At 72.9% G+C, this 19,630-nt stretch carries 16 protein-coding genes; 9 read left to right on the top strand and 7 right to left on the bottom strand.

The window, feature by feature from the left end:
* A complete protein-coding gene (locus KPL59_RS04700) occupies window positions 1–1,521 on the top strand; it encodes an alpha/beta hydrolase (RefSeq protein WP_226360043.1) in 1,521 nt (506 codons plus the stop codon).
* Between the two features lie 7 nt (window positions 1,522–1,528).
* On the opposite strand, the gene KPL59_RS04695 is transcribed toward KPL59_RS04700, so the two are convergent.
* On the bottom strand, window positions 1,529–2,551 hold the full coding sequence (locus KPL59_RS04695) for a YdcF family protein (RefSeq protein ID WP_226360042.1): 1,023 nt from the start codon (window positions 2,549–2,551) through the stop codon (window positions 1,529–1,531).
* Between the two features lie 146 nt (window positions 2,552–2,697).
* Here KPL59_RS04695 and KPL59_RS04690 point away from each other — a divergent pair, with 146 nt between their 5' ends.
* A complete protein-coding gene (locus KPL59_RS04690; RefSeq protein WP_226360041.1) occupies window positions 2,698–3,975 on the top strand; it encodes a ferredoxin reductase family protein in 1,278 nt (425 codons plus the stop codon).
* A gap of 24 nt (window positions 3,976–3,999) precedes the next feature.
* Here the strand turns inward: KPL59_RS04690 and boxB are convergent, their stop codons facing one another.
* A complete protein-coding gene (boxB, locus tag KPL59_RS04685) occupies window positions 4,000–5,412 on the bottom strand; it encodes a benzoyl-CoA 2,3-epoxidase subunit BoxB (protein WP_020625593.1) in 1,413 nt (470 codons plus the stop codon).
* Window positions 5,413–5,415: 3 nt separating this feature from the next.
* Window positions 5,416–7,125: a 2,3-epoxybenzoyl-CoA dihydrolase gene (gene boxC, locus KPL59_RS04680; RefSeq protein WP_226360040.1), complete on the bottom strand. Its 1,710-nt coding sequence runs from the start codon at window positions 7,123–7,125 to the stop codon at window positions 5,416–5,418.
* A 187-nt stretch (window positions 7,126–7,312) separates the two neighbouring features.
* Here boxC and KPL59_RS04675 point away from each other — a divergent pair, with 187 nt between their 5' ends.
* Window positions 7,313–7,846, top strand: coding sequence for a DUF3558 family protein (locus tag KPL59_RS04675; protein ID WP_226360039.1), 534 nt, complete (start codon window positions 7,313–7,315; stop codon window positions 7,844–7,846).
* Window positions 7,847–7,885: 39 nt separating this feature from the next.
* Here the strand turns inward: KPL59_RS04675 and KPL59_RS04670 are convergent, their stop codons facing one another.
* Together KPL59_RS04670 and KPL59_RS04665 are read right to left on the bottom strand one after the other, a co-directional pair.
* Window positions 7,886–8,329: a hypothetical protein gene (locus KPL59_RS04670; protein ID WP_020625596.1), complete on the bottom strand. Its 444-nt coding sequence runs from the start codon at window positions 8,327–8,329 to the stop codon at window positions 7,886–7,888.
* A gap of 94 nt (window positions 8,330–8,423) precedes the next feature.
* Window positions 8,424–10,007, bottom strand: a complete 1,584-nt coding sequence (locus tag KPL59_RS04665) for a benzoate-CoA ligase family protein (RefSeq protein ID WP_226360038.1) — start codon at window positions 10,005–10,007, stop codon at window positions 8,424–8,426.
* Between the two features lie 206 nt (window positions 10,008–10,213).
* Between KPL59_RS04665 and KPL59_RS04660 the strand changes: the two genes are divergently transcribed.
* The 5 genes from KPL59_RS04660 to KPL59_RS04640 all read left to right on the top strand — a co-directional run bounded on the left by KPL59_RS04660 (window position 10,214) and on the right by KPL59_RS04640 (window position 15,680).
* Window positions 10,214–11,017: a PIG-L family deacetylase gene (locus KPL59_RS04660; protein WP_226360037.1), complete on the top strand. Its 804-nt coding sequence runs from the start codon at window positions 10,214–10,216 to the stop codon at window positions 11,015–11,017.
* Between the two features lie 275 nt (window positions 11,018–11,292).
* Complete coding sequence (gene ctaD, locus KPL59_RS04655; protein WP_043280148.1) at window positions 11,293–13,047, top strand: cytochrome c oxidase subunit I; 1,755 nt, start codon at window positions 11,293–11,295, stop codon at window positions 13,045–13,047.
* Entirely contained in the window at window positions 13,047–14,306 is a 1,260-nt protein-coding gene (serB, locus tag KPL59_RS04650) for a phosphoserine phosphatase SerB (RefSeq protein ID WP_075307959.1), read from the top strand. Before ctaD ends, serB begins: the two co-directional genes overlap by 1 nt.
* Window positions 14,303–15,058, top strand: a complete 756-nt coding sequence (locus tag KPL59_RS04645; RefSeq protein ID WP_226351303.1) for a peptidyl-tRNA hydrolase — start codon at window positions 14,303–14,305, stop codon at window positions 15,056–15,058. The genes serB and KPL59_RS04645 overlap by 4 nt, the downstream gene beginning before the upstream one ends.
* 10 nt (window positions 15,059–15,068) lie before the next feature.
* Window positions 15,069–15,680: a carboxymuconolactone decarboxylase family protein gene (locus tag KPL59_RS04640; protein ID WP_226351304.1), complete on the top strand. Its 612-nt coding sequence runs from the start codon at window positions 15,069–15,071 to the stop codon at window positions 15,678–15,680.
* On the opposite strand, the gene KPL59_RS04635 is transcribed toward KPL59_RS04640, so the two are convergent.
* Both KPL59_RS04635 and KPL59_RS04630 read right to left on the bottom strand, forming a co-directional pair.
* Window positions 15,681–16,097, bottom strand: coding sequence for an organic hydroperoxide resistance protein (locus tag KPL59_RS04635; RefSeq protein WP_226360036.1), 417 nt, complete (start codon window positions 16,095–16,097; stop codon window positions 15,681–15,683).
* Between the two features lie 72 nt (window positions 16,098–16,169).
* Window positions 16,170–18,230 carry an ATP-dependent DNA helicase gene (locus KPL59_RS04630; protein ID WP_226360035.1) on the bottom strand — a complete coding sequence of 687 codons (2,061 nt, stop codon included), beginning with the start codon at window positions 18,228–18,230 and terminating at the stop codon, window positions 16,170–16,172.
* A gap of 178 nt (window positions 18,231–18,408) precedes the next feature.
* Here KPL59_RS04630 and KPL59_RS04625 point away from each other — a divergent pair, with 178 nt between their 5' ends.
* Entirely contained in the window at window positions 18,409–19,299 is an 891-nt protein-coding gene (locus tag KPL59_RS04625; protein ID WP_226351306.1) for a thioesterase family protein, read from the top strand.
* Window positions 19,300–19,630: the final 331 nt, after the last annotated feature.

The following is a 19,630-nucleotide window of genomic DNA, read 5'->3' as shown; positions in this document are numbered from 1 at the left end:
GTGCGCAGGACGATCATCACGCTGCTCGTCGCCGTGGGGGTGACGCTCGGGACCGCCGGTCCCGCCGTCGCCGCGCCGGCGGCACCCGCGCCGCCCCCGCCGGGGGCGGGCATCGTCTGGGGCGCCTGCACCAGCCCGTCGCTGCAGCAGGCCAAGGCCGAGTGCGGCTTCCTGAAGGTCCCGCTGGACCACGCGAAGCCCGCCGGCAAGAAGATCGAGATCGCGGTCTCGCGGATCCGGCACACCGTCCCGCAGGCGCAGTACCAGGGCGTCGTGCTCGTGAACCCGGGCGGACCGGGCGGCCCCGGGCTGGGCCTGTCCCGGCTCGGCGCCGCCGTCCCGAAGAACGCCGGCGCCGCCTACGACTGGATCGGCTTCGACCCGCGCGGGGTCGGCACCAGCCGGCCCGCGCTCAGCTGCGACCCCGACTACGGCGGCTACGCGCGCCCGGACTACCGGCCGGAGAACGGCGCCGAGAAGGCGTGGCTGCCGAAGGCCAAGGCCTACGCCCAGGCCTGTGGGAAGGCCGGCGGCGAGCTGCTCGCGCACCTGCGCACCGAGGACACCGTCCGTGACATGGACCTGATCCGCCAGGCGCTCGGCGCGAAGCAGATCAACTACTACGGCTTCTCCTACGGCACGCTGCTCGGCCAGGTCTACGCGACGATGTTCCCGGACAAGGTCCGCCGGATGGTCCTCGACGGCGTCGTCGACCCCCGCGACTGGTGGTACCGGGCCAACCTGAACCAGGACGTCGCGTTCCAGCGCAACATCGAGACCTTCTTCGACTGGGTCGCCAAGAACGACGCCGTCTACCACCTCGGCAACACCGGTGACGCCGTCGAGAAGCGCTTCTACGCGCTCTACGACGAGTTCCGGAGGGCCCCGCTGGGCGGGAAGATCGGCTCCTCGGAGTGGACCGACATCTTCCTGCGGGCCGGCTACAACGTGGCGGAGTACACCTCCGTCGCCGACGCGTTCGTCGCGGGGGCGAAGAAGGACGCCGCGACGCTCAAGGCCGCCTTCGACCAGGCTGGCTCGCCGACCGACGACAACAACTACGCCGTCTACCTCGCCACCCAGTGCACCGACGCCCCGTTCCCGCGCGACTGGGCCACCTGGAAGCGCGACAACACCGCCACCGACCGGAAGGCGCCATTCGAGACCTGGGGCAACGCCTGGTACAACGCGCCCTGCCGGGACTGGCCGGTGAAGCCAGGGCCCGCCCCGAAGGTCGCCGGGACGCTGAAGACCGGTCCGCTGCTGATCTCCGAGACCTACGACGGAGCCACCCCCTACGCCGGCGCGCTGCAGGCCCGGCGGACCTTCCCCGGCTCGTCGCTGATCGAGGGTGTCGGGGGGCACACCCACTCGTCGTCGCTGTCGGGGATCGCCTGCACCGACGACGCGGTCGCCGACTACCTGCTCACCGGCGTGCTGCCGAAGCGGACCGGCGGGGACCGGTCGGACAAGCAGTGCCCGCCGCTGCCACCGCCGTCCCCGACGACCGCGGGCAGCTGAGCGGGGCTCAGCCGGCGAGCAGCACGAGCGCCAGCGGCACCGGGACGGCGACCAGCGCCAGCAGCACCGCGTTGGCCACTCGGTACTCCCGCAGCACGGCGACGAACTCGCGCAGCACCGCGCTGGGCCAGTAGTAGCCGGCGGTCGGCGCCCCGACGGCCTGGGCGTCGATGCCCAGCCGCCGGGCCAGCAGCGCGGCCCGCAACGCGTGGTAGTTGCTGGTCACGATGACCCCGGGGCCGTCGCCGACCAGCGCCGAGCTGAACCGCAGGTTCTCCTCGGTGGTCCGCGAGCCGGTCTCCGCGGTCAGCACCGCCGGGTCGGCGCCGTGCGCCGCGGCCCAGCGGGCCATCGCCTCGCCCTCGGCGAGCCGCTCGTCGTCGCCCTTGCCGCCTGACAGCACCAGCCGCCCGGCGCCACGCCGGGCCAGCTCGTCCATCCCGGTCGCGATCCGCGACGCCAGCAGCGGTGGCACCTCGCTGCCGTGCAGCCCGGAGCCGAGCACGACCACCCAGTCCGCGGGCCGGTCGCGCACCAGCCACCGGTAGAGCCACGCGTAGCCGAGGAACGCGGCGAACTGGAACGCCAGGAACGCCGCCGCGAGCAGGCAGGCCAGCCACAGCGCGCGCAGCACGAGCGAGTCCAGCGCCAGCACCGGCCAGACGGCGACGAGCAGGCCGATGATCGCCAGGCCGGTGAGCAGTGACAGCGAGTTGCCGAGCGAGAGGCGCTCCCGGCGGAGCATGACCGCGCCGTTGAGGACGCAGAACACCGCGAACACCAGCGTGATCAGTGGCGACAGCACCACGGCGAGCACGAGCGCGCCGAACACCGGGTTGCCGCTCGACCCGGCGATCGAGAGCACCCACCCGAGGAGCACCGCCGTGGCGAGCAGCCAGTAGGCGTTGCCCAGCCGCCGGGGATCGCGCCGGACCCGCCGCATGGTGACCACCGTGACGACGACCGCGACGACGACGGGCAGCACGACCGCGAGGACGGTCACGAGCAGGAGGAGGTTCGACTCGGACATCGACGTCGATCCTCGTCGCCGCCGCGCGGACCGGCCCCGGGCGGTGCGGACGGCCACCCGGTCGTGGCGGTCGGTGGTCGCGTCGGCGCGCCGAACACCGGGTCCGGCGACGGCGCCGCCCGGCGGTCGGGGAGGATGACCACACTGTGTCATCCCTCTTCGCCCCCACCGTCCGGGTGCCCGGTGGCCGCTTCAAACCGGACCCACCGGTCCCCGCACGCGACGTCGCGCGCGCCGACCGCAGGGTCCGCCGTGCGTCGGGGGTGCTCGCCGCCCTGGCGGTGCTGCTCGTCATCGCCTGGTGGGTCGACGGCGGCGGCCCCGTCGGGCTGCTGGAGGGCGGCACCAGCGCGGTCGCCGAGACCGGACGGCTCTGTGGGCTGCTGTCGTCGCTGCTGCTGCTCGGGCAGGTGCTGCTCGCCGCCCGGATCCCGCTGCTGGAGCACGCGTTCGGCCAGCGGCACCTCATCGCGCTGCACCGCGGGACCGGCATCGCCTCGTTCGCCGGGGTGCTGGCGCACGTCGGATGCGCGAGCTGGGCGCACGGCCCCGCCGGCGCCGGTCGTGTCCCCGCCGGCTTCTGGGAGCTGACCTGGACCTGGCCCGGGATGGCGGTCGCCTCGCTCGGGACCGTCCTGGTGGTGCTGGTCGTCGTGACCAGCGCACGCTGGATCCGCACCCGCCTGCGCTACGAGTGGTGGCACCTGCTGCACCTGTGGGGCTACGCCGGGGTGTTCCTCGCGCTGCCGCACCAGCTGTGGGCGGGGCGGGAGTTCACCACCTCGCCGTTGCGGACGGTGTTCTGGTGGGGGTTGTGGACCGCCGCGGTGCTCGCCGTCGCGGTCTGGCGGTTCCGGTCCGGGCGCGGCTGGCCCGCGGGCAACCCGTACTCGCTGTCGGCGCAGCCGACGGCCCGCTCGCTCCGGATCACCGTCAAGCAGCTCGGCGACGGGAGCGCCGCCGTCCCGAACCTGCGGCAGGGCACCCGGGTCTACATCGAGGGCCCCTACGGCAGGCTCACCCCGCGCACGCGGACCAGCCCGCGGGTCGCGCTGATCGGTGCCGGCGTCGGGATGACCCCGTTGCGGGCGCTGGCGGAGAAGTTCCTCAACGAGTCCGCCGACGTCGTGGTGGTGCACCGCTTCACCCGCGAGCCGCTGTTCGCCCGGGAGTTCACCCGTCTCGCCCGGGAGCGGAAGCTGCACGTCGTGACCTCGCCCGGGCCACGCCGGCGGTCGGGGTCGTGGTTCGGCGCCGACGCGGGCCGGGCCGACGACCTCGCCGCGCTGCGGGCCCGGATCCCGGACATCGCGGTGCGCGAGGTGTACGTGTGCGGACCCGGCCGGTGGACCGCGATGGTCCGGCGCACCGTCCTCGCCGCCGGGGTGCCGGAGCGTCGCGTGCACGTGGAGAACTTCGGCTGACGGGCGGTCCGGGAGCCCCCGGGGTCAGGCGAGGTGGACGTACTCGTACTCGACGGGCTTGCCGTTGATCCCGTTCGACGGCGGCGCGATCCAGCCGGCGATCTTCCCGGGCTCGTAGACCGGGCGCATCAGGTTCTGCACGAACGTCCGGTCCGCCTCCGACGGCAGCCAGTCGTCCCGGCGGGACGCCCACACCTCGGACGAGATCAGGTCGCCCTTCGGGGTCAGCTCGTGGGAGGAGAACAGCCCCACCTGCCGGTTGAACCCGACGTGCGGGAGGTAGACGCGGTCGTCGAACCCGTTCTTCTCCAGGATGCGGTTCCAGCGCTTCAGCCCGGAGCCGCAGTCCTTCACGTACTCGTTGCGCAGGTCCAGGTTGAGCGCCAGCAGGGCCGGGACCTCGTCGGTGACGACGCGGCCGTCGCGGACCTGCTCCATGCCGTAGCCGTCCTCGGTCAGCACATGGTCGTCGCGGCGCCGCTCCTCCTGCCAGCGGCCCTTGAGCCCGGCGGTGAAGTAGTTCGCGGCGTTGGTCGACTGCTCGGAGCCGAACAGGTCGAGGCTGACCGAGTAGTGGAAGTTGATGTACTTCTGGATCACGTCCAGCGGGATGCCGCCGTGCGGGGCGATGTCGGCGGTGTCGTGCTCGCGCATCAGCTCGCAGGTCCGCTGGATCACCCGGTCGATGCCGGTGGTGCCCACGAACATGTGGTGGGCCTCCTCCTTCAACATGAACTCGCAGGTGCGCGAGAGCGGGTCGAAGGCGGACTCCTTCAGCGTGCCGAGCTGGTACTTGCCGTCCCGGTCGGTGAAGTAGGTGAACATGAAGAACGACAGCCAGTCCGGGGTCTCCTCGTTGAACGCGCCGAGGATGCGGGGGCTGTCGAGGTCACCGGAGTTGCGCTGCAGCAGCGCCTCGGCCTCCTCGCGGCCGTTGCGGCCGAAGTAGGCGTGCAGCAGGTACACCATGGCCCAGAGGTGGCGGCCCTCCTCGACGTTGACCTGGAACAGGTTGCGCAGGTCGTAGAGGCTGGGGGCGGTCTCGCCGAGGCGGCGCTGCTGCTCGACCGAGGCCGGCTCGGTGTCGCCCTGGATGACGATCAGGCGCTGCAGGTCGGCGCGGTACTCGCCGGGGACCTGCTGCCAGACCGGCTCGCCGCGGTTCTCACCGAACGCGATCCGGCGGTCGTCGCTGCGCTCGGCCAGGAACACGCCCCAGCGGTACTCCTCCATCGCGACGTGCCCGAACTGCGCCCAGCCCTCCTTGCCGACGTCGACGGCGGTGCGCAAGTAGACGTCCTGGGTCGGCACGGCCGGGCCCATCGTCTTCCACCAGGTGAGGAAGTTGGGCTGCCACGACTCCAGGGCGCGCTGCAGCTTGCGGTCCCCGGCGAGGTCGACGTTGTTGGGGATCTTCTCGGAGTAGTCGATGCTCATGGCTCACACCCGCTTGCGGTCGAAGTCGGCCCTGCGGCCCGTGCCGTACTTGCGCAGCGCGCCCTCCGGCCCGGAGGCGTTCGGCCGCACGAAGATCCAGTTCTGCCAGGCGGTGAGCCGGCCGAAGATGCGGCTCTCCATCGTCTCCGGCCCGACGAACCGGTGGTTGGCCTCCATCCCGGTCAGCGCGTCCGGCGACAGCGAGGCCCGCTCCTCGAGCATGATGCGGACCTCGTCGTCCCAGTCGATGTCGTCCGGGGCGTCGGTGACCAGGCCCAGCTCCAGCGCCTCGCCCGCGGTGAGGCGGCGCCCCACCTCCTTGCGCAGCACGGCGACGTGGTCGTCGTCGCCGTGGAAGCGGCTCGCCAGCCGGGACGGCCCGTTGGGCATCGGGAACGTGCCGAAGTTCGACGCCGTGAGCATGATCTGGGCCTCGTCGCCCTGCTCGTCGCCGTCCTCGTCGAGCGTGCCGTCGAGCATGTACTGGCGGTCGCAGGCCAGGGCCAGCTCCAGCAGCGCCCCGGCGAAGCAGGACCCCGGCTCGATCAGCGCGATCAGGCTGCGGCTGGTCACGTCCAGGCGCTTGAGGGTGCGCTTGAAGTAGTGCCGGATCTCGTTGACCAGCCAGTCGTCGCCGGAGTGCTGCTCGATGACGCGCTCGAACGCCAGCGCGTCCTCGACGTCGCCCCGGGTGCGGATCACCCAGGTGCCCAGCTCCGGTTCGTTGCTGCGCAGCCGCAGGATCAGGTCGTCGAGCTGGCGGGTCATGGCCAGCGGCCAGAACTCCGCGCCGAGGGCGTGGACGCGCTCGATGCTCTCCGGGACACCGCCGGCGGGACCGTCGACGGTGATCTCCACGAGGCCGCGGTCGCGGTCGAACTCCGCCCGCACGTGCGGGTAGGTGATGCCGTCGGCGGTCTCGGTGCGCTCCAGCGGGGGCAGCTCGATCCCCTCGCCCGCGGGCAGCCGGGTCGACGCCGCCGCGGCCTCGACCGCCCGCTCGGCCACCGTGGAGTCCCAGCGGCGCTTCGGGATCACCTCGTCGACGAGCTTCCACTCGACGGCCTGCTTCCCGCCGAAGCCCTCGGGCTTCGTCGCGAACACGTCGGCGCGGTCCTTGCGGACGCGGCGCTTGTCGGTGACGCGGGTGAGGCCGCCGGTGCCGGGCAGCACGCCCAGCAGCGGGACCTCGGGCAGGGAGACGGTGGAGGAGTTGTCGTCGATCAGCAGGATCCGCTCGCAGGCCAGCGCCATCTCGTAGCCGCCGCCGGCGGCGGTGCCGTTGACGGCGGCGATCCAGGTCTGGCCGGAGTGCGCGGTCGCGTCCTCGATGCCGTTGCGGGTCTCGTTGGTGAACTTGCAGAAGTTCACCTTCCACGGGTGCGAGGACCCGGCGAGCATCCGGATGTTCGCGCCCGCGCAGAAGTTGCGGTCCTTCGCGCTGGTCAGCACGACGGCCCTGACCTGCGGATGGGTGAAGCGCAGGCGCTGGGTGATGTCGTAGAGCTCGATGTCGACGCCGAGGTCGTAGGAGTTCATCTTGAGCTCGTAGCCGGGGACGAGGCCGCCCGCCTCGTCGACGTCGAGCCGCACGTACGCGACCCTGGGGTCGTCCGGGTCGATCGCGAGCTGCCAGTGCCGGTAGCCCGACGGGTCGCGGTCGAAGTCCACCCGGGGGACGTCCGTGCCGGCGACCGGGTCGTCACTGCTCATGGAGTCCACTCCTCCTCGCGTCACTGCGACGCTGTAAAGACTACAACCAAGCGACGCTGCGACGGAAGAGTGTGGAGTGTTCGGGGTCACGGACGGTGTCGCCGCCGGTCCGTCCCCACGACCAGCCCGCGGTAGCCCGTTCTGCGAATCACACGTGGCGGCGTCCGGCGCCGTGCATGATCCATTCGTGAATCGACCCCAGCTCGCGGGCCTCGCGCTCGCCACCGTGGCCGTGTCCCTGCTCGCCGGGTGCGCCGGCGCGGGCGGCGGATCCGCCGTCGGCCCGACGGCCGACGCCCCCGCGGACGCGAACCTCTCGGTGCCGCCCTGCTCCCTCGTCCCCGACGGCGAGCTGTCCGGCCTCGGCCTCACCGGGCCGGGGAAGGCCACGGGACAGCCCGCCCCCAGCTGCCGCTGGGACACCGCCGGCACCGGCGGGGGAACGACCGGGTTCTCGTACTCGATCCCGACCACGCTGATCGTCGCCGCGCAGCCCGGCGCCTACGACGCCGGTCTCGCCCAGCTGCGGGCCCAGGGCAGCACCCTCACCGAGGAGACCCTCGACGGGCGCCGCGCCGCGGTGTCGGAGACCGAGGGCACCTGCATGGCCGTCGTCGACGCCGGGTCGGGGGCCCTGTCGGTGGTCGCGTCGGCCCCGACGGATCCCTGCGGCGCGGCCCGGCGGATCCTGGAGACCGCGCTGCGGACCGCCGGGGCCTGAGTCACCGCCGGGGTCCGAGTCACCGCCGGGGTCCGGGTCTCAGCCCCGGTTGCGCACCGCCGCGGACGGGACCTGCTTGCGCAGCTCACCCGTGTCGTTGCGGACGAAGCCCCGCGCGGTGAGCCAGCCGGTCACCGGCTCGGGGTCGGGGTGGCCGTGCGGCACGACGTTGTAGAGGTAGTTCAGCCGCCGCCGGCCCGCCTCGGCCTCCAGACGCTCCAGCACGAACGAGCCGACGCCGGTGTGCCGGGCAGCGGGGGCGACCAGGACCAGGATCTCGGCGTCGCCCCAGCTGCCGTCGAGCCTGCCGTAGGCGACGGTCGCGCCGTCGGCGTCCTCGACGCGCCACCACTCGTCGCCGAGCGGGTCGCCGTCCCCGGGCCGGCCGAGGCCGAACAGCGCGGGGTCGAGCCCGTCGAGCACCCGGCGCTTGCGGTCGTCCCAGGTCGCGGGGGTCTCCGGGATCCAGTCCCACGTGTCCACGCGGCCTCCTCGCCGTCGGTGTGTCCGGTGAGTGAACCCCGGCGGGGCACTCCGGGTCGAGCGAACGTCCTACATCGAGACACCCGGAGGGGCCTCAGACCACGGTCTCCGTGGTGCCGGGGCGGCCGGCGGCCCCCGGCAGGGCGGCCGCGTGCGCGCGCAGCCGGTAGCGCTGGATCTTCCCGGTGGGGGTCTTGGGCAGCTCGTCGACGGTGACCACGGCGCGCGGCCGCTTGAACGCGGCCAGCCCCTCGCGGCAGAACGCGACCAGCTCGCTCTCCGACGGCGCCGCCGCCGGGTCGCGGGGCACCACGAACGCGACCGGCTTGTCCAGTCCGTCGTCGTCCGGGATCCCGACGACGACCGCCTCCACGAGCCCCGGGTGCTCCAGCAGGCGGGTCTCGACCTCGCCGGGGGAGACCCAGATGCCCCCGACCTTGAGGACGTCGTCGGCCCGGCCCAGGCAGGTCCACGACCCGTCCTCGCCGCGGACGTACTGGTCGCCGGTGCGCATCCAGCGGCCCTGGAACACCGCGCGGTTGACCTCGGTGCGACACCAGTAGCCGGTGCACACCGAGTCGCCCGCGACGTAGAGCATGCCCTGCTCGCCGGGGCCGTCGATGACGCTGCCGTCCGGCCGTCGCAGCTCCACCTCGTAGCCGGGTACCGGGAAGCCGGAGCTGCCCGGGACGACCTCGCCCGGCCGGTTGGAGATGAAGATGTGCAGTGCCTCGGTGGAGCCGATGCCGTCGAGGACCTCGAAGCCGTAGCGGTCGAGCACACCGTGGAACATCCGCGCGGGCAGCGCCTCGCCCGCCGAGGCGCCGCGGCGCACGGTGGCGAACCGCTCGCGCGGCAGCCCGGCGGCGATCATCGGGCCCCAGAAGCTGGGGACGGCGAAGAACAGCGTCGCGCCGTGCTGCTCGACGAGGCGGGAGTAGTGCTCCGGGTCCGGCCGGGACGGTTCGAGGACCGTGCAGGCGCCGACCGACAGCGGGAAGAACATCGAGTTGCCGATGCCGTAGGCGAAGAACAGCTTCGCGACCGACAGACAGACGTCGTCGCGACGGATGCCGAGGACCTGCCGGCCGTAGGTGTCGGCGACGAACCGGATGTCGTCGTGCCGGTGCATGGCGCCCTTGGGCTTGCCGGTCGTGCCCGAGGTGTAGAGCCACAGCGCCTGGGACTCCGGCCAGGTCGGGTGCGGCTCGGGCAGCGGGTCGGCGCCGTCGAGCAGCGCGTCCCAGGTGAGCGAGGTGGCCCCGGTGACCAGCGGGTCCGCCCCGGTGAGCACCACGCGCTCCAGGTCGGGCGCCTGCGCGACGGCCTCGGTGAGGTGCGCGGCGAACGCCTCGCCGCCGATCACCGTGGTCGCCCGCGAGTCCCGGACGAGCACGGCCAGCTCGCGCCCGGTCAGCATCGTCGAGCAGGGCACGGCGACCGCGCCGGCCCACAGGGTCGCGAGGATCGCGGTGAACAGCTCGACGTCGTCGGGCATCACGAGCAGCACCCGCTGCTCGGGCCGTACGCCGGCCCGGCGCAGGGCTCCGGCGACGAGCCGGACCCGGTCGGTCAGGGCGGCGTAGCTGAGCGAGCCGCCGGGGTACCGGACGGCGGTGCGGGCGCCGTCCCCGGCCTCGACCCTGGCCGCGGTCAGGTGCGCGGCGGCGTTGAACACCGGCGCCTCCTGCGCGCTGCGGGGACGGGCACGGTGGTGCGGCGGGAATCGACGTTGTCGACGCTGACGACATCGGCCATGGTGGGTGGCTCCTGTGCCGGTTCGGGGAGCTGTGATGCTACACACATCCGACGGCGCGTCAACGGTCTGTAGATCGACGACGGCCCGGTGCGGGGCGGGCGGGGTCGGCTCCTAGGCTCACCGTCGTGGGGACCCTCGTCAGCTTCCATGCCCATCCCGACGACGAGTCGATCGGCACCGCGGGCACGCTCGCCAAGGCCGCCGCGCTCGGCCACCGCGTCGTCCTCGTCTTCGCCACCCGTGGCGAGCTGGGGGAGCCGGTGCCCGGCGTCCTGGCCGAGGGGGAGCAGCTGCCGGTGCGCCGCTCCGCGGAGTGCCACGAGTCGGCCCGCGTGCTGGGTGCGGCCCGCGTGGAGTTCCTCGGCTACGTCGACTCCGGGATGATGGGCGAGCCGTCCAACGACGCCCCGTACTGCTTCTGGCAGGCCTCGGTGGAGCACGCGGCCAAGCGGCTCGCGCTGATCCTCGAGGAGGAGGAGGCCGACGTCCTCACCACCTACGACGACAACGGCGGATACGGCCACCCCGACCACATCCAGGTGCACCGGGTGGGTGCCCGCGCGGGCGAGCTCGCCGGGGTGCCGGTCGTCGCGCAGAACACCACCAACCGGGACTGGCTGCTGCGCGGGATGAAGGGGCTGCGCGCCGACGGCGGCGCCGACTTCTCCCTCGACATCCCCGACGACCCGTCGTTCGGCAAGCCCGAGTCCGAGATCACCCACCGGGTCGAGTCCGTCGAGTACGCCGAGGCCAAGCGCGCCTCGATGCGCGCACACGCCAGCCAGATGGGGCCCGACCACTTCCTGCTGGCGATGCCGGACCCGGTGTTCGCGATGGGGCTGGGCACCGAGTTCTACATCGTCGACGCCCAGCCCAACCCGGCCAGCGCGCCGGAGCTCTGGACCGAGGTCTTCGAGCCGCTGCGGTGACGCCCCGCGCCGGTTCCGGGCAGTGCCGGGAGCGCCACGCCGCCACCGTCGCGGGCCCTCGCCCACCTGCCGGTCCGGGTGAAGGGCGCCCTGAGTGCGCGGTCGGGGACTGTCGGTTCTACTCTCCGTAGAGCACAATCGGCGCGCGCCGTGCGACGAGCCGGGACCCACGAAGTGGATCTCCCGGACCGGACGGGCGCCGCTCGCCGGTCGGGAAGTAGAGTCTGCCCGTCCGCGAGGACGTGCTCAGGTCAGGCAAGTGCATGGAGGCCCAGGTGACAGCCGTCGAGCCCAAGCCGATCTCGACGCGCCCGTATCCGGCGCGGCGTGAGGGCAAGGGATCCACGTTCCTCAAGATGTTGAGGACGACGGACCCGAAGGACATCGCGATCCTCTATCTGACGACGTCGTTCGGCTTCTTCGCCGTCGGCGGTGTCATGGCGCTGCTGATCCGCGCCGAGCTCGCACGGCCGGAGCTGCAGTTCCTGTCGACCGAGCAGTACAACCAGCTGTTCACCATGCACGGCACGATCATGCTGCTGCTGTTCGCGACGCCGATCGTCTTCGGTTTCGCGAACTACATCGTGCCGCTGCAGATCGGTGCCCCCGACGTCGCGTTCCCGCGGCTCAACTCGTTCTCCTACTGGCTGTACCTGTTCGGCGGCATCATCGTCGTCTCCGGCTTCCTGACCCCGGGCGGCGCGGCGGACTTCGGCTGGTTCGCCTACACCCCGCTGTCGGACGCGGTGCGGTCGCCGGGGCCGGGCGGTGACCTCTGGATCATGGGTCTGGTCGTCTCCGGTCTGGGCACGATCCTGGGTGGCGTCAACTTCGTGACGACCATCGTCTGCATGCGCGCGCCGGGCATGACGATGTTCCGGATGCCGATCTTCACCTGGAACATCTTCATCACCGCGCTGCTGGTGCTGATCGCGTTCCCGATCCTGACCGCCGCGCTGCTCGCGCTGGCCGCGGACCGCCACCTCGGCGCCCAGATCTTCAACCCCGCCAACGGCGGTGTGGTGCTCTGGCAGCACCTGTTCTGGTTCTTCGGCCATCCGGAGGTCTACATCGTCGCGTTGCCGTTCTTCGGCATCGTGTCCGAGATCTTCCCGGTGTTCGCCCGCAAGCCGATCTTCGGTTACAAGGGCCTGGTCTTCGCGACCATCGCCATCGCGGCGCTGTCGGTCGCGGTGTGGGCGCACCACATGTACGCCACCGGCGCGATCATGCTCTCGTTCTTCGCCTTCACCACGTTCCTCATCGCCATCCCGACGGGCGTCAAGTTCGTCAACTGGATCGGCACCTTGTGGAAGGGCAAGATCACCTACGAGACGCCGATGCTGTTCTCGGTCGGCTTCCTCGTCACGTTCCTCTTCGGCGGCCTGACCGGCATCCTGCTCGCGATGCCGCCGGTGGACTTCCACGTGTCGGACACCTACTTCGTGGTCGCGCACTTCCACTACGTGCTCTACGGCACGATCGTGTTCGCGACCTTCGGCGGGATCTACTTCTGGTTCCCGAAGATGACCGGCCGCTTCCTCGACGAGAAGCTCGGCAAGATCCACTTCTGGCTGACCTTCGTCGGGTTCCACCTGACGTTCCTGGTGCAGCACTGGCTGGGCAACGAGGGCTACCCGCGTCGCTACGCGGACTACCTGCCCTCGGACGGCTTCACGACGCTGAACACGATCTCCTCGATCGGCGCGTTCATCCTCGGCGCCTCGACGCTGCCGTTCTTCTACAACGTCTTCAAGAGCTACCGGTTCGGCCGGGTCTGCACCGTCGACGACCCGTGGGGCTTCGGCAACTCGCTGGAGTGGGCCACCTCGTCGCCGCCGCCGCGGCACAACTTCACCGAGCTGCCCCGGATCCGCTCCGAGCGCCCGGCGTTCGACCTGCACTACCCGCACCTGGTCGAGAAGGCGCGCGCCGAGGCGCACGTCGGCAACCGGGCGCACCCGAGCGAGGTGCTCGCGCAGGAGGTCGGCAAGGAGTCCATGCCGGACAGCGACCCCAAGTCGAAGTAGTGACCCCAGTACTTCCCGGTCCGGCCCGGCCCACCGTGCTCGTCACGGTGACCGGGCCGGACCGTCCTGGTGTCAGCTCCGTGCTGTTCACCGCGCTGACCGCGGCCGGTGTCGAGCTGCTCGACCTGGAACAGGTCGTGGTCAACGGCCGGCTCACCCTGGGCGCGCTGGTCGTGCCCGAGGGGGACCCGGAGGATCTGCAGGACACGGTCGGCGCGGCGATGGACTCCATCGCCATGAGCGTGCACATCGAGATCCAGCGCGACGGCCGCCGGGCGACCCGGACGCCGTCGACGCACGTCGTCACGGTGCTGGGCCGGCCGATCACGGCCCGCGCGTTCGGCGCGATCGCCGCGGAGCTCGCCGCGGTCGGCGCCAACATCGACTCCATCCGCCGGGTCGCCGACTACCCGGTGACCGGGCTGGAGCTGCTCGTCTCCCCGGTCCCCCAGGGTGACGCCGACGCCTACCCGCCCGGCACGCTGCGCAAGCGGCTGGTCCGGGTGGCGCGGCAGGCGGGCGTCGACGTCGCGGTGTCCCGGGCCGGGCTGTCCCGGCGCAGCAAGCGGCTCATCGTGTTCGACGTGGACTCCACCCTGATCCAGGGCGAGGTCATCGAGATGCTCGCCGCCCGTGCCGGGGCCGACGTCGAGGCCGAGGTCCGCCGGGTCACCGAGGAGGCCATGGCTGGCCGCCTCGACTTCACCGAGTCGCTGACCCGGCGCGTCGCGGCCCTGGAGGGGCTGCCAGCCTCCGTCGTCGACGAGGTGGCCGCCGAGATCGAGCTGACCCCCGGTGCCCGCACCACGATCCGCACGCTGCGCCGCCTCGGCTACCGCTGCGGCGTCGTCTCGGGTGGGTTCACGCAGGTCATCGCCGGGCTCGCGCGCGAGCTCAAGCTCGACTTCGTCGCCGCGAACGAGCTGGAGATCTCCGGGGGGAAGCTGACCGGACGGGTGGTCGGCGAGGTCGTCGACCGGGCCGGGAAGGCCGTCGCGCTGCGCCGGTTCGCCGCGGCCCACGACATCCCGCTGGAGCAGTCGGTCGCGGTCGGCGACGGCGCGAACGACATCGACATGCTCTCCACCGCCGGGCTCGGCGTCGCGTTCAACGCCAAGCCGGCGCTGCGCGAGGTCGCCGACACCTCGGTGTCGGTGCCATACCTCGACGTCGTGCTGTTCGTCCTGGGCATCACCCGTACCGAGGTCGAGGCTGCCGACGCCGCCGAGGGCGTGCTGCGCCGGGTCCCGCTGGCGTGACCGCTCCCGCACCGGTGCTGGCGCTGCTCGCGGGCCGCTACGGGGCCGGGGCCCGCGGCCGGGACATCGCGCCGGAGGCCGACGGCGTCGTGCGGGCGATGCCGGTCGTGCTGCGCATCGAGCGCGACCCGCTGCCCGTGCGCACCGCGCTGCTGGAGGCGGCGGCCACCGCGGCGCTCGCCGTCTGCACCGACCCGCGGGCCCAGCCCGGTGGCGACTGGCACGATGCCGTCGCCCCGTGGGTGGACGGACGCATCCGCAAGATCGCGCGGCGGGCCCGTGGCGCGCACTGGCGCGCCGTGGCGGAACTCCCCGGCGTGACGGTGCGGGTCGGTGACGCCGAGGCCCGCGCCCTGCTGCCCGGCCCGGTCGACGACGTGCCGAAGGTCGTCGCACGGCTGCAGATCGGCGGCACCGAGCTGCCCGCCGACGAGCCCGGCCCGCCGGACCCGGACGCTCCGCTGGTGCTGCTGTCACCGCACGCCGAGATGACCGTTGGCAAGGCCGCCGCGCAGGTCGGGCACGCCACCATGCTGCTCGGTGCGGCCGCCGGGTGGCCGGTCGGCGCGGCACCGGTGTGCGCGGTGCGCACCGCGGACCCGGCCACCTGGGCACGCCTGGCCCCGGCCGCCGACGACGGCACCGACGGCGTCGTCGGGGTGCGCGACGCGGGTTTCACCGAGGTCGACCCGGGCACCATGACGTGCCTGGCAGTGGCTCACGCCGCGTTTGCGATCGGACCCCGGCGGTGATCCACCGGGTGTGACCACACACCCGCCTGCCGGAGCCCGGAACTGGGGCGGCCGGCTGCCCCGCAACGAGACCCTCGACCTCGACGACGAGCAGCGTGCCGCCGTCGACCGGATCCGCTCCGGCACGGCCCGCTGGGCCGAGGAGTCCGGTTTCGCCGCGACCGACGACGAGGGCGGCCTCATCGGCCCGTTCAACGCGTTCGTGCTGCGCCCGCGCCCGGGTGCGGCGTTCAACCGATGGGTCGCGACCGACCAGCAGGAGTCGTCCCTGCCGGCGACCGTGCGCGAGGTCGTCATCCTCACCGTCGGCGCGGCCTGGGGCGCCGCCTACGAGCTGTACGCGCACACCGCCGTCGCCCGCTCGGTGGGGCTGGACGAGAACGCGGTGCAGGCCCTGCTCGACGGCACCGCGGCCCAGGTGCTGACCGGCGACGAGCTCGTCGTGCACCGGTTCGTCGACGAGCTGGTCCGCACCCACCGGGTCACCGACGACACCTACGCCGCGGCCGAGGCCGCGCTCGGCCGCGACGGGGTGCTCGACGCCGTCCACCTGACCGGCATGTACCTGTCGGTGTCGGCGCTGCTCAACGCCTTCGAGATCCCGGCGCCGGACGGTCCCTGATCAGACCGTGGCGGTGAGGGTGACCTCGATGTTGCCGCGGGTCGCCTTGGAGTAGGGGCACACCTGGTGCGCCGCCTCGACCAGCTCGTCGGCGGCCGACTGCTCCAGGCCCGGCAGGTGGGCGGTGATGTCGGCGGCGACGTGGAAGCTCACGTCGTCGGGCTGCAGCTGGATGGTCGCGGTGACCTGTGCGTCGTCCGGGACGGCGACCTTCGCCTTCCGGGCCGCCAGCCGCAGCGCGCCGTGGAAGCAGGCCGCGTAGGCGGCGGCGAAGAGCTGCTCGGGGTTGGTGGCGCCGCCGGGGCCGCCCAGCTCCGGCGGCATCTTCAGGTCCTGGTCGATGAAGCCGTCCTCGCTGCGGATGTGGCCGTCGCGGCCGCCGCCGGTCGAGGTGGCCTCGGTCGTGTAGTTCGCCATGGGTACTCCTCCGATTTCATTGATTGTGCACAACCTATCTCGGGAGGAGGGTCGTCCGCCGTATGGAGCCGGTCACGAGGACCCGCGCAGCCGGCGCAGCGCGCCGTGCACCTTCTCGCGGTCGCTGGTCTCCCAGAACGGGGGCAGGCTCGCCCGCAGGAACCCGCCGTAGCGCGCGGTCGCGATCCGCGGGTCCAGGATGGCGACGACGCCGCGGTCGTCGGTGGCGCGCAGCAGCCGTCCGGCGCCCTGGGCGAGCAGGAGCGCCGCGTGCGTCGCCGACACCGACAGGAAACCGTTGCCGCCCCGGGCGTCGGTGGCCTTCTGCCGCGCCGCGACCAGCGGGTCGTCCGGGCGGGGGAACGGGATCCGGTCGATGATCACGCAGGACAGCGACGGGCCGGGCACGTCGACGCCCTGCCACAGCGACAGCGTGCCGAACAGCGAGGTCTCCGGGTCCTCGGCGAACCGCTTGACCAGCAGCATCGTGGAGTCGTCGCCCTGGCACAGCAGGGGCGTGTCGAGCTTTCCGCGCAGGGCCTCGGTGGCCTGCTTCGCCGCGCGGGTGGAGGAGAACAGACCCAGCGTGCGGCCCCCGGCGGCGCGCACGAGTCCCTCGATCTCCTCGAGGGTCTCCGGCGCCAGCCCGTCGCGGCCCGGGTTGGGCAGCCGGCGCGCCAGGTAGAGGATCCCGGACTTGGCGTGCGCGAACGGCGAGCCGACGTCGAGGCCCTGCCAGCGCGGCGCCTCCGGGTCCTGGACGGGGCCGTGCCCCTCGTCGACGCTCGACGGCGGGGTGGAGCCGGCCCCCTTGGGCTGCGCGGCGGGCAGGCCCCACTGCCGGGCCAGCGCGTCGAACGACCCGCCCAGGGCCAGCGTCGCCGAGGTCAGCACGGTGGTGCGGGTGTTGAACAGCCGCTCGCGCAGCAGCCCGCCCACCGACAGCGGTGCGACCCGCAGCACCTTGTGCCGGGACCCGTCCGGCCCCTGTTCCCCCAGCCAGACGACGTCACGGCGCTTGGCCGCGTCTGTCTCCTTGAACGTCTCCAGCAGCCGCGCGGCGGTGTCGACGACCTCGTCGAGCACGGCCTGGGCGAGCTTGCGGGCGGCCGCGCCCTCCGGGTCGGAGTCGTCACTGCGCTTGTTCGCGCCCATCGCCTGCCGGCAGCCCGCCCCGGCCGACAGGATGGCGTTCAGCGCGCCCGCGGCGGCGGTGGACAGCGACTCCCAGCGCCCGGGGGGCATGTCCTCCAGCACCGCCGCCAGGCCCTCACCGGCCTCCGCGAGCCGGTCCGCGGTGTCCTGGTCGACGAGCTTGCCGCAGCGCCGGGCCGCGGTCGCGACCGTGCCCGCGGTGAGCTCGGCAGTCGCCGCGCCGGTCACCCGGTCCACCAGCTCGTGCGCCTCGTCGACGATCACGACGTCGTGCTCGGGCAGCACCTGCGCCTCGCCCATCGCGTCGATCGCGAGCAGCGCGTGGTTGGTGACGACGATGTCCGCCCGACCCGCCTCGGCCTTCGCCTTCTCCGCGAAGCAGTCCTCACCGACCGGGCAGCGGCTCGCGCCCAGGCACTCCCGCGCCGTCACCGACACCTGCCGCCACGCGGAGTCCGGGACGCCGGGGACCAGCTCGTCGCGGTCCCCGGTCTCGGTGTCCGAGGACCACTCGTGCAGCCGCTTCACCTGCCGCCCGAGCGCCGAGATGGCGAACGCGTCGAACAGCTGGTCCGCCTCGTCGGCGGTGTCTCCCATGTCCCCGTGCAGCTTGTTCATGCACAGGTAGTTGCGCCGCCCCTTGAGGATGGCGAACGTGGGCTCGCGCCCCAGCACCTGCTTCAGGCTCTTCGCGACGCGCGGCAGGTCCCGGTCCACGAGCTGGCGCTGGAGCGCGATCGTCGCCGTCGAGACCACGACCGTGGTGTCACGGGCGATCGCGTGCCGGATGGCGGGCACGAGGTAGGCCAGCGACTTCCCGGTGCCGGTGCCCGCCTGCACGGCCAGGTGCTCCCCGGACGACAGCGAGCGGCGCACCGCGTCGGCCATCCGGTCCTGACCCTCGCGGCGCGCACCGCCGACCGAGGTGACGGCCACCTCGAGCAGCTCGTGCACACCGGGCAGGTCCTGGGTACGCACGGGGGCCGTCGAGGGGGGAGGCACGTCCGGCAGGTTACCGAGCACCTCCGACAGGCCCGGCCGTGACCGGGCCGCCCGGCACCCGGGACCGCGCACCCGGTGTATCCGGACAGCTCACCAGGTGTGATATCCGACGGCCGGTTACCGGTGAGCGGCGACACAGCGTCACGATGGAGGGGTGACAGCAACCATCACCACGCCGACCGTGCCCGAGCCCGGGATGTTCCCGGTGCTGATCGAGCACGAGGCCCGGTACGCCGACCTCGACCCGAGCCGCCGGATCGGCCGCGACGCCCTGGTGCGCTGGTTCGAGGACGCCCGCGTCGCCGTCGAGCGCGACACCTTCGGCGCCGACCTCGTCGCCCGCCTGCAGTCCCGCGTACGACTGCTGCTCGCCGCCATCCGAGTGGACGTGCTGGCCCCGCTGCGGGTCGCCGGCTCCTACCGGATCGGCGTCGGCGTCAGCCACATCGGCACCACGTCGTTCTCCTACCGCTACGCGGTCTTCGCCGGCGACGAGTGCGTCGCCACCGGCGAGTCCACCTCGGTGCACACCGACGGCACCGCCCCGGCCCCGCTGACCGACGAGGTCCGCGGCGCCCTGACGACGCTGCGCATCGACGCCCCGGCCCCGAGCCGTCCCGACCGCGGTGAGGCCCGCGCGGTCCGTGAGAACTACCCGTTCCGCTGGGACGTGCGGACCCGCTTCACCGACCTGGACACCAACCGCCACGTCAACAACGTCGCGCTGGCCGCCTGGTACCTCGACGGCCTCGCCGAGCTGCACTCCGACGTGCTCGGCTACCCGGCGGGCGGCCCGCTCGACGGGCTGTCCCCGTCGTCGCTGTCGGTGCAGTACCTCGAGGAGGTCTACTACCCGGGCATCTACCAGCTCCGCGTCGCGGTCACCGACATCGGCGAGGACACCGTCCGCTACGTCTGCGGCCTGTTCGACGAGCGCCGGCTGATCGGTCTCGCCGAGGCCGAGGGCTTCCACCACGCCCCGGGCGAGGACGGCGACCCGGTCGAGCTGGCCGAGAAGCTCGCCCCGTTCCGCTTCCGGGGCTGAGCCCGCCGGGGGCCGTGCGCCGTCACGGCCCCCGCCCCTCGCCCTCGGCCGCCCCTCGCCCTCGGCCGCCCCTCGCCCTCGGCCGCCCCTCGCCCTCGGCCGCCCCTCGCCCTCGGCCGCCCCTCGTTCGGCGCCGCCCCTCGTTCGGCGCCGCCCCTCGTTCGGCGCCGCCCCTCGTTCGGCGCTGCCGCTCGTTCCGCGCTGTCTGCTCGGCCGCTCGTCGAGATGCAGCTCAGCGGGGTCCGTGGCTCGCGCGAGCCCGCTGAGCTGCATCTCGACGCAGGTCTTCCCTGCGAGTGCAGACCCGGGGCGTCCGCGCGCCCGCCTCGGC

This window comes from Pseudonocardia sp. ICBG1142, from assembly GCF_020496255.1.
In the GTDB taxonomy this organism is placed as follows: Bacteria; Actinomycetota; Actinomycetes; order Mycobacteriales; family Pseudonocardiaceae; genus Pseudonocardia.
This window is presented reverse-complemented; position numbering and strand designations above follow the sequence as displayed.